We start from the raw sequence: 13,409 nt of genomic DNA, 5'->3' as shown, positions 1-13,409 counted from the left end.
TCAACCGAATATTGTGAAGTGGGCACTAAACTCTTGGGCCTCCTTTTTGGGGGGCTGGGATCCGGATTGATTTCATCAGTGCTGACTTCCGAGAGGTGCGAATTCGCTTGAAATTGCGTTGGTGGAATAAAAACGCCAATCGTACTCAATATGGCGGCAGCATTTTCTCTTTAACAGATCCGGTTTACGCTTTGATGTTGATGGGGATTTTGGGTGAGCGTTATTACGTTTGGGATAAAGAGGCGAGTATTAACTTCATTAAGCCGGGTAATACGGAATTGTTCGCAGAATTTCTCATTACCCAAGAGATGCTTGATTGGATTTTGGCCTCCACCGCAGAGGGAGATAAATGTTTCCCTGAGTTCATCGTGCACGTAAAAAATGCTCATGGTGAAGTGGTTTCTGAGGTTCAGCGTAAATTGTATGTACGCAGAAAACCACAATATCGTGAAGCTGCAATGGAGTGCCCTGAGTGATTTAGTGATTCTGACGTCTGCATAAGGCAATCCACGCTTCAGCGGTCTTAGATACATAGCGTTCACGATGCCATATAACCCCCAAGCGCCAATCGATTGATGGAGTGATGGAGTAGATCAGTACACCGTCACCTTGAATCCGCTGGCAAAGAGGTGCAGGCAAAAAGCAAATACCCACACCACTTTTCACTAAAGCGACCAGAAAATCCCACTGGCTGCTCCGTGCCGCCACTTGTGGTGTATACCCAGCCTGCTGACAACAAGCATGAATATGGTCACTGAGAGTAAACTCATGAGTGAAGAGGTAGAAAGGCTCTTCGCTGACCTGCGACCAAGTTAGCGTAGACAGATCTCGCCAACGTGGTATGTCTGGCACCACAGCAAAAATTGGGTATTGATCAAGAGCGATGTAGTTGAGGTCGGGATGCTGGTCAGCAGATAACATAGTCACCGCGACATCAATCTCACCATCCAAAATGGCTTGCTCGATTTTGCGACCGCCATATTCCACTACTGTTAATTCAACGTTCGGATAAGTCTGTCGGTATTGGCGGAATAAACGCGCATAAACATGCCCCACCATAGGCGGTATTCCTAAGCGTAAATGCCCACGCTGCAACTGGTTAAGGTCAGTCAGTTCAGCTTCCAATTGCTGCATCTGGGTCAAGATCTGCTGCGCTCTTTGGTAAACAATCTCACCCGCTTCCGTGAGCCAAAAACGTCGCCCTTCACGGTGTAGTAGTGGCTGTTCTAACTCCTGCTCCAAGTTACGGATCATCTTGCTGATGGTTGGCTGAGTAACGAACAGGCGTTCAGAGGCTTTGGTAAAACTCTGTTGATAGATCAACTCAACGAAGTAGCGCAGAGCTCGGATATCCATATGTTGTCTCTTTGTATGCCAAAAAGGCATGAAATAGATAATTTTAAGTCATTTTATGCTGGTACCAGCCAAGAATACAATGTGATTTAGTTCTCATTCTATCAAGGCAATCCTCATGCAATTGCTCAAGCATAGCCTGTTGGTGGTTATTCAAGTAGCAGCCCTATCACTGATTTGGTTTTTCTCTGACTGGCTAGTAAATCAGTTTCACCTACCACTACCAGCGAATTTAACTGGTATGTTGATTTTGTTGCTATTGGTGATGCTGAAAGTGGTCAATGTAGAATGGTTTCGGCGTGGGGCAAGTTGGCTACTGGCAGAAATGCTTCTGTTTTTTGTCCCTGCAGTGGTGGCGGTCGTGAATTACCAAGATTTGATGCGCCAAGAGGGGATAAAAATTGGTGTAGTGCTAGTGGCGAGTACCATTTTGGTGATCGCTTCTACTGCTTGGATCGTCGATAGAATGCATCGTGTAGAGCTAGTCTTAGCCAGGCGCAAACGTCGCCAAATGATGCTAACTCGAAGTGTGGAGAAGTAGAACTCATGTCGACTTCATTACTCAGCCTACTTTGCTTTCTACTCACTCTGCTTTTTTACTATGCGAGTAAATTTCTTTATCGGCGTAAACGTAGTTTGCTACTCATGCCTCTGTTATTGGCTCCACTTCTGTTGGTTGTGGTAGTGCTGTTTTTCCATATTCCATACCAAGCCTATATGGCCGATGCTCATTGGCTGTTGTGGTTGCTTGGCCCTGCAACTGTGGCTTTTGCGGTTCCAGTTTACGATAACCGAGCCTTGCTGCGTCAGCACTGGTTGTCATTGTCAGTCGGCGTGATGGTGTCTGTGTTGGTGGCGATTTCGAGCACGGTATTATTGGCGCGTTGGCTTAATCTTCCTGAGTTGTTACAGCGCAGCCTCGCTATGCGTTCGATCACCACTCCTTTTGCGGTTGAAGCCACCAAGTCTATTGGTGGACAAAGTGATTTGACCGCACTGTTTGTAGTGCTGACTGGGGTGATAGGAATGGCGGTAGGGGAAGTGATCCTCACAGTGCTTTCTATTCGCTCTCGCTTGGGGAAAGGGGCTAGCTTAGGGGCTTCGGCTCATGGTGCAGGCACAGCCAAGGCATATCAAATCGGTAATTCAGAAGGCGTGGTATCGAGTGTTGTGATGATGCTGGCAGGCATGGTGACTGTGGTGATTGCCCCATGGGTAGGACACTGGTTCTGGCCATAACACTTTGGTATTGAAGAATGCTTTGTTCAATGGCTGTTGAACAAACTGACGGGCAAAAAAATCCCCTGCTGAGCAGGGGATTTCTATTTTAACTCTTCAAATTAATCTTCAAGCTCAGCGAGACACATCTCTTCATAAACTTGGTTAACCCAATTTGTTACGCGTTGTTCAGTCAGTTCTGGTTGACGATCTTCATCGATACATAGACCAACAAAGTGGTTTTCATCAACCAGTGCTTTAGAAGCTTCGAACTCGTAACCTTCTGTTGACCAGTGGCCCACAATGGTTGCACCTTTGGCTTGAACGATGTCACGAACAGTGCCCATCGCATCACAGAAGTACTCTGCGTAATCTTCTTGGTCACCACAACCAAAAATAGCAACAAGCTTAGTTGAGAAATCAATGGCTTCCAGCTCAGGGAAAAAGTCGTCCCAGTCACACTGTGCTTCACCGTAATACCAAGTTGGGATGCCCAACAACAGCAGATCGAAGTTATTGATGTCTTCTTTGCTGCTTTTGGCAATATCTTGTACGTGAACGAGTTTTTTACCGAGTTGTTTTTGAATCATCTTTGCAATTGCTTCGGTGTTGCCGGTGTCGCTGCCAAAGAAGATACCTACACTTGCCATAGAGTCATTACCTTTAGATTGTTATAGAGTTGCGAAGCCTTGTTGAGCTTAACCTAGCCCACCGCCTTCCCAAGTCAATTGAATTATGCCTTTGGCGACAAAGCCTGCGCACCCCAAAAAGAGAACTAACCACACAATACGACGCCCAAATGGGGGAACATTACCTTGTTTCAACACATCTTTAATTGCCATGCCGATCAAGAAAAAGATCGAGGCAAACAGCAGATCGAGTCCAACCGACTCCAGCATGTTCATATAGTCGTAAAGCATGATATTCCTTTATGCCAAATTGCTTGCGCGCACTATACCACTGTTATCCGACAAAGTTAATGCGCCTAATGCTTCTCAATTCACACTTGCCGCCTTAATGAGGAACATCGATAAACTTACGTATTGCCCTCAGCACTTCAGCCGGTTTTTCCGCATGTAACCAATGTCCAGTATTGGCGATGACATGGGCTTTCGCTTGGCTAAATTGGGCTTGAACCATAGGCTGATGTTGTGCCGTGAGATAATCGGAATCCGCACCTTTGATAAATAGGGTTGGAATTCGGCATTTGGCGATAATGTCCCATCCGAGAATTTCCGCATAATGTGCTTTCAAAGCTGCAACATTGAAACGCCATGTCATCACGTTCTGATCCGACATCAAAGATTTGCCGAGAAACTGGCGTACACCTTCCATTTCTATATGTTGAGCAAGAATTGACATCACTTCGCTGCGCGACGTTGGTTTCTGCGCTAACACGGCATCTAGTCCGGCAAACACATTATCGTGACGACGTTGGGTATAAGCGACGGGCGACATGTCTAAAACCACCAATTGGCGAATTTTCGGTGTGGCGATATCGGCTAATTTCATTGCAACTTTGCCACCCATGGAGTGGCCAATCACGATGACAGAATTGAGATTGAGATGCTCAAGTAACTGATTCACATCTTGCGCCATCAGCGCATAATTGTGTTCATCACTGTGGAAGGAAAGCCCGTGGTTACGAAGATCCAGACTCAATACCTGATGATCATTTTTTAGATCGCGAGCAAGCAAGCCAAGGTTATCTAAGCTGCCGAAAAGACCGTGGATCAGAACAACTGTCTGTCCATTGCCCTCTAGTTTGTAATTTAGAAGTGCTGACATTTTATCTTATTAGTGATTGGTTTAACGTAGAGTCTCAGTAAAGATCTCGCTATAATCCCCGAAAGTTTAAACATAGAGATTGTGAAAAGCGAATGAAAACAATTGAGGTTGATGAGGATCTATACCGTTACATTGCGAGCCAGACTCTGCATATTGGTGAAAGTGCCTCCGATATTTTGCGTCGTCTTCTCAATGTGGATGGTAGTGAGTTAGCCACTGCTACACCTGTTGTTGAGCCAAAAGGCATTGTGGTGAGCAAAGACGCAGCGTTAGATACCAAAATTGATGGTGTGAAAGAAATGCGTTCACTGCTGATTTCCGATGAATTTGCAGGCCTGAAGAATGCGATCGATCGCTTTATGCTGGTGCTGTCTACTCTTCATCGCATCGACTCTGCGAGCTTTTCTGAAGCGACTATGGTGAAAGGCCGTAAGCGCGTTTATTTTGCTGACAATGAACAGACTTTGTTAGCCAGTGGGCAAACCACTAAGCCGAAAGCGATTCCAAATACGCCGTTTTGGGTAATCACCAATAACAATACCAGCCGTAAGCAACAAATGGTGGAGCAGGTGATGGTACGCATGGGCTTCCCAAGCGACATTATTGAGAAAGTTACCCATTCTATTTGATTTTTGCTGATTACAGCCAAAAACTCTGATTCAAGCCTCATAATGCGTAGCGTTACGCCGTTATTATGGGGTTTTATTTTATGTGAAATTTAAAGAAAGGATGTCACTATGGCTATGCACCCTCGTGCAGGACAAAAGGCGCAACAAGAGGATCTCCACAATATCCCGGCGCAGGTTGCAAATTATTACCTACTCCAGCCAGAAGCTGGAAATATGGCGCATAAAGTCGAGTTTGGTACATCGGGACACCGAGGTACAGCAGATAAAACGACGTTTAACGAGCATCATATTCTTGCGATTGCGCAAGCCGTGGCAGATGTACGCCACGAGCAAGGCGTTACAGGCCCAATCTTCATTGGTAAAGATACACATGCGCTTTCTGAGCCTGCATTTAGCAGTGTGCTCGAAGTGCTGATTGCCAACGACATTGAAGTGATTGTTCAAGAAAATAACGGCTATACACCCACGCCAGGCATTTCACACGCGATTTTAACTTACAACCTGAAGCATGCAGATAAAGCAGATGGTATTGTGATCACACCTTCGCACAACCCGCCACAAGATGGTGGTATCAAATATAACCCACCACACGGTGGCCCAGCAGAAGGTGAGCTAACCCAAGCGATTGAAGATCGTGCTAATGCTTACATCAGCAATCATCTTGCAGGTGTAAAACGCATGCCGATTGCTTTGGCAAAACAATCCGAGCTGCTCAAGCAAGTCGATTTGGTCAAACCATACGTAGACGATCTGGTTCATGTGATCGACATGGCGGCAATTCAAAAAGCCAAACTCAAAATAGGTGTAGATCCACTGGGTGGCAGTGGTATCGATTACTGGCGTCAAATTGGTAAAGCTACCAACTGGATCTGACTCTGGTGAGTGAAGCTATCGATCCAAGCTTCCAATTCATGTCATTAGATAAAGATGGCGTGATCCGCATGGATTGTTCTTCACCTTATGCGATGGCTGGTTTGCTGGCGCTGAAAGATCAGTACGACTTAGCTTTCGGCAACGATCCTGATTACGATCGTCACGGCATTGTTACGCCAAAAGGTTTGATGAATCCTAACCACTTCCTAGCGGTGTGTATTGATTATCTGTACCGTCATCGTCAAGGGTGGGCAGAGAATGTCGCAGTGGGTAAAACCCTCGTTTCCAGCGCCATGATTGATAAAGTGGTCGCCGATCTAGGTCGTGAGCTGTGTGAAGTACCCGTTGGTTTCAAATGGTTTGTAGATGGTCTGTACTCAGGTCGTTTTGGTTTTGGTGGTGAGGAGAGTGCGGGCGCATCCTTCCTACGTCAAGATGGCACACCTTGGTCTACAGACAAAGACGGTATCATTCTATGTTTGCTAGCGGCCGAAATTACCGCGGTAACAGGTAAGAATCCGCAACAATACTATGATGAGCTAGCGGCTAAGCACGGTGATTCTCATTACAGCCGTATTCAAGCCGTGGCGAATGGCCCACAGAAGAATGTACTGAAAAAACTGTCTCCTGAAATGGTTGCTGCACAAACACTAGCAGGAGATCCGATCACGGCTCGTCTGACTCATGCGCCAGGCAATGGTGCGGCGATTGGTGGCCTGAAAGTGACCACAGATTATGGTTGGTTTGCGGCTCGTCCTTCTGGCACAGAAGATATCTACAAGATCTATTGTGAGAGCTTTAAAGGTGCAGACCACTTGAAACAGATTGAGTCTGAAGCTCAGCAGATTGTGAACCAAGTGTTTAAAGATGCTGGTTTATAATCGATAGTGGTTAAATGAATAAGGGGCGATGAGATCGCCCTTTACTTTTACAACGCTTAAATATTTGGCCATTGGTCTGGCACGATAAACCAGAATTTACCGGATTCCGATTGGCAATGTACAAATCCTTCCGCTTGCCCGACATAACGTATTGAACTGGGTTGACGTCCTGTCAGCCATTCTGTCTTCTCAAGTAAATATAGAGGTTCATTAATCAAATGTTGTTCGTGTTGGAAACACCAATAACCTTGAACTTGGTTTGCATTAATCGAATAACCCAGACAATCTTTTGGAATAGGCTCGTCAGAAAAGGGATTGGTGTAGAGGCGCCCCTGCATGAGCAGGTGTTGTGATGCACCAGCCCACAAAGGATGCTGTTCAATGAACAGAGCATTCTGTGACAATTTGAGTTGGTGGTTGAGCATATGGTCGAGCTTGATATCCAAGCGATCTTCCGGATTAGGGCCATACCATAGCCCTTGGTGCAACAAATAGAATTTGATTGCGACTTCCCAATGCTCGTAATGTTCTGTTTTACGGTTTTTCGCTAGAAAATCCAACGAACCAATGGTTTTCCCCTCATCAATTAGCTGGATCTCTTCTGAGACCGCATTGTAATAAGGGGTGGCTGTAAATAACTGTGCGCATAGATATTGATAAAGAAAGCCTAAACGTGGATTTCCTTGATACTCAGGCCAAGTTTCTCGTGTTGTTTTGCTAAATGGCGCTTTGTCAACTAAAGGCGCTTTGGCTTGAAACAGGGCAGGGGTGCGGTTCACCCAATCCATTAAGTGTTTTAACTCCATTTTATCTTCACCACTCTTTTCACATATTTCGACATTCTAGCCTGAAATTGTTATAACCACGCCACCTCTGTTGCTCAATGGATTACAAGATGAACAATTTACAGCTAGAAGTGTTGTTAAATGAGACATTGTCCCCACAGTTAATTAAAGATTATTGTCCCAATGGTTTACAAGTCGAAGGTAAAACGAAAGTAAAACGAATTGTCACCGGTGTGACCGCTAGCATGGCTTTAATTGAAGCTGCGATTGAGTTGAAAGCTGATGCGCTTCTGGTTCACCACGGCTATTTTTGGAAAAGTGAACCTGAGGCGATTCGCGGTATGAAAGGTCGCCGTATTCGTACCCTCATCCAAAATGATCTTAATCTTTATGCATACCATCTGCCTTTAGATATCCATCCACAATTGGGCAACAATGCGCAGCTCGCGCAGCGACTCGGGATCACTGTTGAAGGCGGTTTGGAAGGACATCCACAATCGGTCGCTATGTTTGGACGTTTCTCTCAACCATTAACTGGACAAGAGCTGGCAAACAGGATTGGGCAAGCGCTGAATCGCACTCCGCTACATATTGCCCCTGAGCAGGCAAACAAACTGATTGAAACCGTCGGTTGGTGTACAGGCGGTGGACAAGACTACATTGAGTTGGCAGCCAGTCATGGTTTGGATGCGTTTATTTCTGGGGAAATCTCAGAGCGCACAACGTATTCGGCCCGTGAACAGTCAATCCATTATTTCTCGGCAGGACACCATGCTACCGAGCGTTATGGGATTAAAGCGTTAGGTGAATGGCTCGCGGAAAATCACGGCTTTGATGTCACCTTTATCGACATTGATAACCCAGTTTAGGGCAATAAAAAAGAGCGAGATTATCTCGCTCTTTTTGACATTAAACTTTACGAATCAATGACTAGCTGCGTTCATGCAGTGGAGTGAAATCACGCAGTTTTTGACCGGTGTACAGCTGACGTGGACGACCGATACGGTTGTCTGGATCGCTGTGCATTTCATTCCAGTGTGCAATCCAACCAATGGTACGTGACATAGCAAAAATCACGGTGAACATTGAGATTGGAATACCGATCGCTTTCAGAATGATGCCTGAGTAGAAATCCACGTTTGGATAGAGTTTCTTCTCGATAAAGTATTCATCAGAAAGAGCAATACGCTCTAGCTCCATTGCTACATCGAGCAGAGGATCTTGAATGTTCAGCTCTTTGAGCACTTCATGGCACGCTTCACGCATTACGGTTGCACGTGGATCGTAATTCTTATAAACGCGGTGACCGAAGCCCATTAGACGGAATGGATCATCTTTGTCTTTCGCACGTCTTACGAATTCAGGGATTTTGTCGACAGAACCGATCTCTTCCAGCATACGTAAACAAGCTTCATTTGCACCACCATGTGCAGGACCCCATAGAGAAGCGATACCTGCTGCAATACATGCAAATGGGTTAGCACCTGATGAACCAGCCAAACGCACAGTCGAAGTCGATGCGTTTTGTTCATGGTCAGCATGCAGAGTGAAGATCTTATCCATAGCACGAGCAACGATAGGGTTGACCTCATACTCTTCACATGGTGTTGCAAACATCATGTGCAGGAAGTTTTCTGCATAGCTCAAATCGTTACGTGGATAGATAAACGGTTGACCAACCGAATATTTGTAACACATTGCAGCCAGAGTCGGCATTTTTGAAAGCAGACGATAAGCCGCAATTTCTCGGTGTGTGTCGTTATTGATATCGAGTGAATCGTGATAGAAAGCGGCTAACGCACCAACTACACCACACATGACAGCCATAGGGTGAGCATCACGGCGGAAACCGTGGAAAAAGCTCGCTATTTGCTCATGCACCATGGTGTGGCGAGTAACGATTTTCTTGAATTCTTCATATTGCTTACGATTTGGGGCTTCACCGTAAAGAAGGATGTAACAAACTTCCAAGTAATCAGCGTTATTGGCTAACTGATCGATAGGGTAGCCGCGGTGCAACAAAATGCCCTTAGCGCCATCGATATAAGTAATTTGAGATTCACAGGATGCAGTGGCAAGAAAACCCGGGTCAAAAGTAAAGTAACCGTTTGAGCCTAAAGTACGAACGTCAATTACTTGTGGACCAAGAGATCCATCCATAATTGGCAATTCGATCGGCGCTTTACCTTCGATGTGAAGGGTCGCTTTCTTATCCGCCATAACCATCTCCTTTGTTTATTATTTAATCCGTCCAGGATGTTTTGTGTGTGATTCTTGTACGTCCGATCTTAATTAAAGTCAATGATTCTACTCTGATGTGTGCACTCACTTTGATTTTTTATACGTATAAAGTTAAAAATCTGTTCTGTGTAGCAAAAATTGTTACAGCAATTGTATTAGAATGTTGCAGTCCGTATAGTGACACAGAAAATTCTGTGAGAGACCTTATAAATTCAAGCCTAGAAAGAAATTCAGCTTATGAATTTAAGACTTGAGTGTAACATTTAAACTACAATTAACTCGCCAATTTGGCGGTCGAAATGTTGATTAAATGTTAAATTATGCGCATTATCGACCAGAATTCATCCATAACTATAAATGCTCAATGGAGCTGAGTGAGCAAGCCCGTGAAAGAAAGAAAGTCAAGACCTGTTAATTTAGATTTGCAGACCATCCACTTTCCGATCTCAGCAATCGCATCCATCCTCCACCGTGTGTCGGGGGTGATTACGTTTGTTGCGGTTGGGATTTTGCTTTGGTTGCTATCCCTCTCTCTATCCTCACCTGTCGGATTCATGGAAGCGAGCAACATTGTTGACAGCTTTCTAGTGAAGTTCGTGCTGTGGGGAATCCTAACTGCTCTGGCCTACCACATTGCTGGTGGCATTCGTCATTTATTGATGGATCTTGGCCATTTTGAAGAGCTGGAATCCGGTGCCACAAGCGCCAAGGTGGCTTTTGCTGCTACCGCTGTATTGTCTCTGCTGGCGGGAGTTCTGGTATGGTAAAACATGTTTCTTCGTTTGGTCGTAACGGTGTGCACGATTTTCTGTTGATTCGTGCTTCGGCGATCATCATGGTTTTGTACACCATTTATATCGTAAGTTTTTGCGCGTTCACGGACATCTCGTATGTTGCGTGGACTCAGTTCTTTGGTAGCACTTTCACCAAAGTCTTCACAATGTTGGCATTAGTTTCAGTATTAATCCATGGCTGGATTGGCTTATGGCAAGTACTGACGGATTACATTAAGTGTTCCAAATTGCGTGCGGGACTACAGTTAGTTGTCATCGCGGTATTGCTTGGATACTTCTTCTCTGGCCTATTTGTATTGTGGGGTGCCTAAGTGACTATTCCAGTTCGTTCCTTTGATGCCGTTGTAATCGGCGCGGGTGGTGCAGGCATGCGCGCTGCACTACAAATTTCTGAGCAAGGTTTAACTTGTGCTCTGCTTTCAAAAGTGTTCCCAACTCGTTCACACACCGTATCAGCTCAAGGTGGTATTACTGTGGCGTTGGGTAACTCACATAAAGATGATTGGCAATGGCATATGTACGATACGGTAAAAGGCTCCGACTATATCGGTGACCAAAACGCTATCGAATACATGTGTAAAAATGGCCCTGAATCTGTGATTGAACTTGAGAAAATGGGCCTGCCATTTTCTCGTTTCGAGAACGGTACAATCTATCAACGTCCTTTTGGCGGCCAGTCAAAAGAGTTTGGTGGTGAGCAAGCGGCGCGTACTGCTGCAGCGGCTGACCGTACAGGTCATGCTCTATTGCATACGCTCTACCAACAAAACGTTAAACATAAAACTACCATTTTCTCTGAATGGTATGCGCTGGATTTGGTGAAAAACCAAGACGGTGCTGTGCTCGGTTGTACCGCTATCTGTATGGAAACTGGCGAAATTTGCTATTTCAAAGCCAAAGCAACCGTACTTGCTACGGGCGGTGCAGGCCGTATTTACGCCTCAACCACTAACGCACACATCAATACCGGTGATGGTGTTGGTATGGCATTGCGTGCTGGCGTACCAATGCAAGACATGGAAATGTGGCAATTCCACCCAACAGGTATCGCGGGTGCGGGTGTACTGGTTACTGAAGGTTGTCGTGGTGAAGGTGGTTATCTACTGAATAAAGACGGCGAACGTTTCATGGAACGCTACGCACCGAATGCCAAAGACTTGGCAGGTCGTGACGTGGTTGCTCGTTCAATGATGATCGAAATCCGTGAAGGTCGTGGTTGTGATGGTCCTTGGGGTCCACACATCAAACTGAAACTGGATCACTTAGGTCGTGATGTATTGGAATCACGTCTACCGGGTATCTGTGAATTATCACGTACCTTTGCTCACGTTGATCCAGTGAAAGAGCCAATCCCCGTTATTCCAACCTGTCACTACATGATGGGTGGTGTACCAACACAAGTTTCTGGCCAAGCTATTAAGCAAGACAGAAGTGGTAAAGATGTTGAGGTTCAAGGTTTGTTCGCTTGCGGCGAGATCGCCTCTGTATCGGTACACGGTGCGAACCGTTTAGGCGGTAACTCACTGCTTGACCTCGTGGTATTTGGTCGTGCGACAGGTCTGCATCTTGGTGAAACTCTGCGTGCTCAAGCAGAAGCTCGCCCAGCAACCGCATCTGATATCGAAGCTTCTTTGGCTCGTACCATGCGCTGGGAAAACAGCAAAGGTGGCGAAGACCCAGTTGTTATCCGTAAAGATCTGCAACGCTGCATGCAAAATAACTTCTCGGTATTCCGTGAAGGTAAAGCGATGGCCGAAGGTCTTGAAGAGTTGAAAGTGATTCGCGAGCGCCTGAAAGATGCACATCTTGCTGATAAATCGTCAGAATTCAACACTCAGCGTATCGAATGTTTAGAGCTGGATAACCTGATGGAAACAGCGTTTTCTACTGCCGTGGCGGCAAACTATCGTACTGAAAGCCGTGGTGCTCATGCTCGCTTCGACTATCCAGATCGTGACGATGAAAACTGGCTGTGTCACTCAATCTACAATCCGGAAACGGAACAGATGAGTAAACGTGATGTGAATATGACACCTGTTCACCGTGACCCGTTCCCGCCTAAAGTGCGTTCATATTAAGGGAGGTACTCAAAATGAAACTCAACTTCTCTTTATATCGCTACAATCCGGATGTGGATGCTAAGCCATACATGAAAGACTACATTCTTGAAGTAGAAGAAGGGTCTGACATGATGCTGCTGGATGCTCTGATTCTGCTCAAAGAACAAGATCCAAGCATTGCTTTCCGTCGCTCATGCCGTGAAGGTGTTTGTGGTTCGGACGGTCTGAACATGAATGGTAAAAACGGTCTGGCTTGTATCACGCCTCTGTCTGCACTAAAAGGCGACAAAATCGTGATTCGTCCACTACCGGGTTTACCTGTTATTCGTGACTTGATTGTCGACATGACTCAGTTTTACGATAACTATGCGAAAGTTAAGCCTTTCTTGATTGCAGATGATGCACTTCCTCCATCAAGAGAGAACTTGCAATCACCGGAAGAACGGGCACATTTAGATGGTCTTTACGAGTGTATTATGTGCGCTTGCTGTACGACTTCTTGCCCTTCATTCTGGTGGAATCCGGATAAATTTATCGGACCTGCAGGCTTGTTGGCAGCTTATCGTTGGTTGATTGACAGCCGTGATACTGCAACAGATGAACGCTTATCGAATCTTGATGATGCATTTAGCGTTTTTCGTTGCCACAGCATCATGAACTGTGTCAGTGTTTGTCCGAAAGGATTGAATCCGACGAAAGCGATTGGGCATATTAAGTCCATGCTGATCAATCGTTCAGTTTAGATTGAAAATTGCAGGCCTTCGGGCCTGCCTTTTATAGCTCGGCG

General features: G+C 45.7%; 14 protein-coding genes and 2 pseudogenes. 10 read left to right on the top strand and 6 right to left on the bottom strand.

Features of this window, described 5'->3' with window-relative positions:
* Window positions 1-476: pseudogene (locus D908_RS0118895) on the top strand (DUF4442 domain-containing protein); the annotation flags it as partial.
* Between the two features lies 1 nt (window position 477).
* Here the strand turns inward: D908_RS0118895 and D908_RS16135 are convergent.
* Window positions 478-1,356 (bottom strand): LysR family transcriptional regulator, encoded by an 879-nt coding sequence (locus D908_RS16135; protein ID WP_005522667.1) that lies wholly within the window; start codon window positions 1,354-1,356, stop codon window positions 478-480.
* A 115-nt stretch (window positions 1,357-1,471) separates the two neighbouring features.
* Between D908_RS16135 and D908_RS16140 the strand changes: the two genes are divergently transcribed.
* Entirely contained in the window at window positions 1,472-1,894 is a 423-nt protein-coding gene (locus tag D908_RS16140; protein WP_005522666.1) for a CidA/LrgA family protein, read from the top strand.
* 5 nt (window positions 1,895-1,899) lie between these two features.
* Window positions 1,900-2,592: an LrgB family protein gene (locus tag D908_RS16145; protein WP_000107914.1), complete on the top strand. Its 693-nt coding sequence runs from the start codon at window positions 1,900-1,902 to the stop codon at window positions 2,590-2,592.
* Window positions 2,593-2,693: 101 nt separating this feature from the next.
* Here the strand turns inward: D908_RS16145 and fldA are convergent, their stop codons facing one another.
* The 3 genes from fldA to D908_RS16160 all read right to left on the bottom strand — a co-directional run bounded on the left by fldA (window position 2,694) and on the right by D908_RS16160 (window position 4,359).
* Window positions 2,694-3,221, bottom strand: coding sequence for a flavodoxin FldA (fldA, locus tag D908_RS16150; protein ID WP_005522663.1), 528 nt, complete (start codon window positions 3,219-3,221; stop codon window positions 2,694-2,696).
* A 48-nt stretch (window positions 3,222-3,269) separates the two neighbouring features.
* Window positions 3,270-3,491: a DUF2788 domain-containing protein gene (locus D908_RS16155; RefSeq protein ID WP_005522660.1), complete on the bottom strand. Its 222-nt coding sequence runs from the start codon at window positions 3,489-3,491 to the stop codon at window positions 3,270-3,272.
* A 94-nt stretch (window positions 3,492-3,585) separates the two neighbouring features.
* On the bottom strand, window positions 3,586-4,359 hold the full coding sequence (locus D908_RS16160) for an alpha/beta fold hydrolase (RefSeq protein ID WP_005522658.1): 774 nt from the start codon (window positions 4,357-4,359) through the stop codon (window positions 3,586-3,588).
* Between the two features lie 92 nt (window positions 4,360-4,451).
* On the opposite strand from D908_RS16160, the gene seqA reads away from it, so the two are divergent.
* Both seqA and pgm read left to right on the top strand, forming a co-directional pair.
* Complete coding sequence (gene seqA / locus D908_RS16165) at window positions 4,452-4,988, top strand: replication initiation negative regulator SeqA (protein WP_000848404.1); 537 nt, start codon at window positions 4,452-4,454, stop codon at window positions 4,986-4,988.
* Window positions 4,989-5,096: 108 nt separating this feature from the next.
* Window positions 5,097-6,742 (top strand): annotated as a pseudogene (gene pgm / locus D908_RS0118890) (phosphoglucomutase (alpha-D-glucose-1,6-bisphosphate-dependent)).
* A 56-nt stretch (window positions 6,743-6,798) separates the two neighbouring features.
* Here pgm and D908_RS16170 read toward each other — a convergent pair.
* Window positions 6,799-7,548, bottom strand: coding sequence for a DUF1853 family protein (locus tag D908_RS16170; RefSeq protein ID WP_022578324.1), 750 nt, complete (start codon window positions 7,546-7,548; stop codon window positions 6,799-6,801).
* A gap of 89 nt (window positions 7,549-7,637) precedes the next feature.
* On the opposite strand from D908_RS16170, the gene D908_RS16175 reads away from it, so the two are divergent.
* On the top strand, window positions 7,638-8,396 hold the full coding sequence (locus D908_RS16175) for a Nif3-like dinuclear metal center hexameric protein (protein WP_005522654.1): 759 nt from the start codon (window positions 7,638-7,640) through the stop codon (window positions 8,394-8,396).
* Window positions 8,397-8,457: 61 nt separating this feature from the next.
* On the opposite strand, the gene D908_RS16180 is transcribed toward D908_RS16175, so the two are convergent.
* On the bottom strand, window positions 8,458-9,747 hold the full coding sequence (locus D908_RS16180; RefSeq protein ID WP_000763928.1) for a citrate synthase: 1,290 nt from the start codon (window positions 9,745-9,747) through the stop codon (window positions 8,458-8,460).
* 395 nt (window positions 9,748-10,142) lie between these two features.
* Between D908_RS16180 and sdhC the strand changes: the two genes are divergently transcribed.
* Genes sdhC through D908_RS16200 form a run of 4 tightly spaced genes read left to right on the top strand, consistent with a single transcriptional unit; the run spans window position 10,143 to window position 13,365 of the window.
* Entirely contained in the window at window positions 10,143-10,535 is a 393-nt protein-coding gene (gene sdhC, locus D908_RS16185) for a succinate dehydrogenase cytochrome b556 subunit (RefSeq protein WP_005510227.1), read from the top strand.
* Window positions 10,529-10,873 carry a succinate dehydrogenase, hydrophobic membrane anchor protein gene (gene sdhD / locus D908_RS16190; RefSeq protein ID WP_000238619.1) on the top strand — a complete coding sequence of 115 codons (345 nt, stop codon included), beginning with the start codon at window positions 10,529-10,531 and terminating at the stop codon, window positions 10,871-10,873. Before sdhC ends, sdhD begins: the two co-directional genes overlap by 7 nt.
* Window positions 10,874-12,640: a succinate dehydrogenase flavoprotein subunit gene (gene sdhA / locus D908_RS16195; protein WP_000155076.1), complete on the top strand. Its 1,767-nt coding sequence runs from the start codon at window positions 10,874-10,876 to the stop codon at window positions 12,638-12,640.
* 14 nt (window positions 12,641-12,654) lie between these two features.
* Window positions 12,655-13,365 (top strand): succinate dehydrogenase iron-sulfur subunit, encoded by a 711-nt coding sequence (locus D908_RS16200; RefSeq protein WP_000772965.1) that lies wholly within the window; start codon window positions 12,655-12,657, stop codon window positions 13,363-13,365.
* Window positions 13,366-13,409 lie beyond the last annotated feature (44 nt).

Source organism: Vibrio mimicus CAIM 602 (genome assembly GCF_000338875.1).
GTDB lineage: Bacteria > Pseudomonadota > Gammaproteobacteria > Enterobacterales > Vibrionaceae > Vibrio > Vibrio mimicus.
The sequence above is the reverse complement of the archived record's forward strand: the minus strand, read 5'-3'. Positions and strand labels throughout refer to the sequence as shown.

Excerpts from the sequence above, each read along its gene's own strand:
- D908_RS16135 (WP_005522667.1), bottom strand. The coding sequence starts at position 1,356 with ATGGATATCCGAGCTCTGCGCTACTTCGTTGAGTTGATCTATCAACAG.
- D908_RS16140 (WP_005522666.1), top strand. The coding sequence starts at position 1,472 with ATGCAATTGCTCAAGCATAGCCTGTTGGTGGTTATTCAAGTAGCAGCC.
- D908_RS16145 (WP_000107914.1), top strand. The coding sequence starts at position 1,900 with ATGTCGACTTCATTACTCAGCCTACTTTGCTTTCTACTCACTCTGCTT.
- fldA (WP_005522663.1), bottom strand. The coding sequence starts at position 3,221 with ATGGCAAGTGTAGGTATCTTCTTTGGCAGCGACACCGGCAACACCGAA.
- D908_RS16155 (WP_005522660.1), bottom strand. The coding sequence starts at position 3,491 with ATGCTTTACGACTATATGAACATGCTGGAGTCGGTTGGACTCGATCTG.
- D908_RS16160 (WP_005522658.1), bottom strand. The coding sequence starts at position 4,359 with ATGTCAGCACTTCTAAATTACAAACTAGAGGGCAATGGACAGACAGTT.
- seqA (WP_000848404.1), top strand. The coding sequence starts at position 4,452 with ATGAAAACAATTGAGGTTGATGAGGATCTATACCGTTACATTGCGAGC.
- D908_RS16170 (WP_022578324.1), bottom strand. The coding sequence starts at position 7,548 with ATGGAGTTAAAACACTTAATGGATTGGGTGAACCGCACCCCTGCCCTG.
- D908_RS16175 (WP_005522654.1), top strand. The coding sequence starts at position 7,638 with ATGAACAATTTACAGCTAGAAGTGTTGTTAAATGAGACATTGTCCCCA.
- D908_RS16180 (WP_000763928.1), bottom strand. The coding sequence starts at position 9,747 with ATGGCGGATAAGAAAGCGACCCTTCACATCGAAGGTAAAGCGCCGATC.
- sdhD (WP_000238619.1), top strand. The coding sequence starts at position 10,529 with ATGGTAAAACATGTTTCTTCGTTTGGTCGTAACGGTGTGCACGATTTT.
- D908_RS16200 (WP_000772965.1), top strand. The coding sequence starts at position 12,655 with ATGAAACTCAACTTCTCTTTATATCGCTACAATCCGGATGTGGATGCT.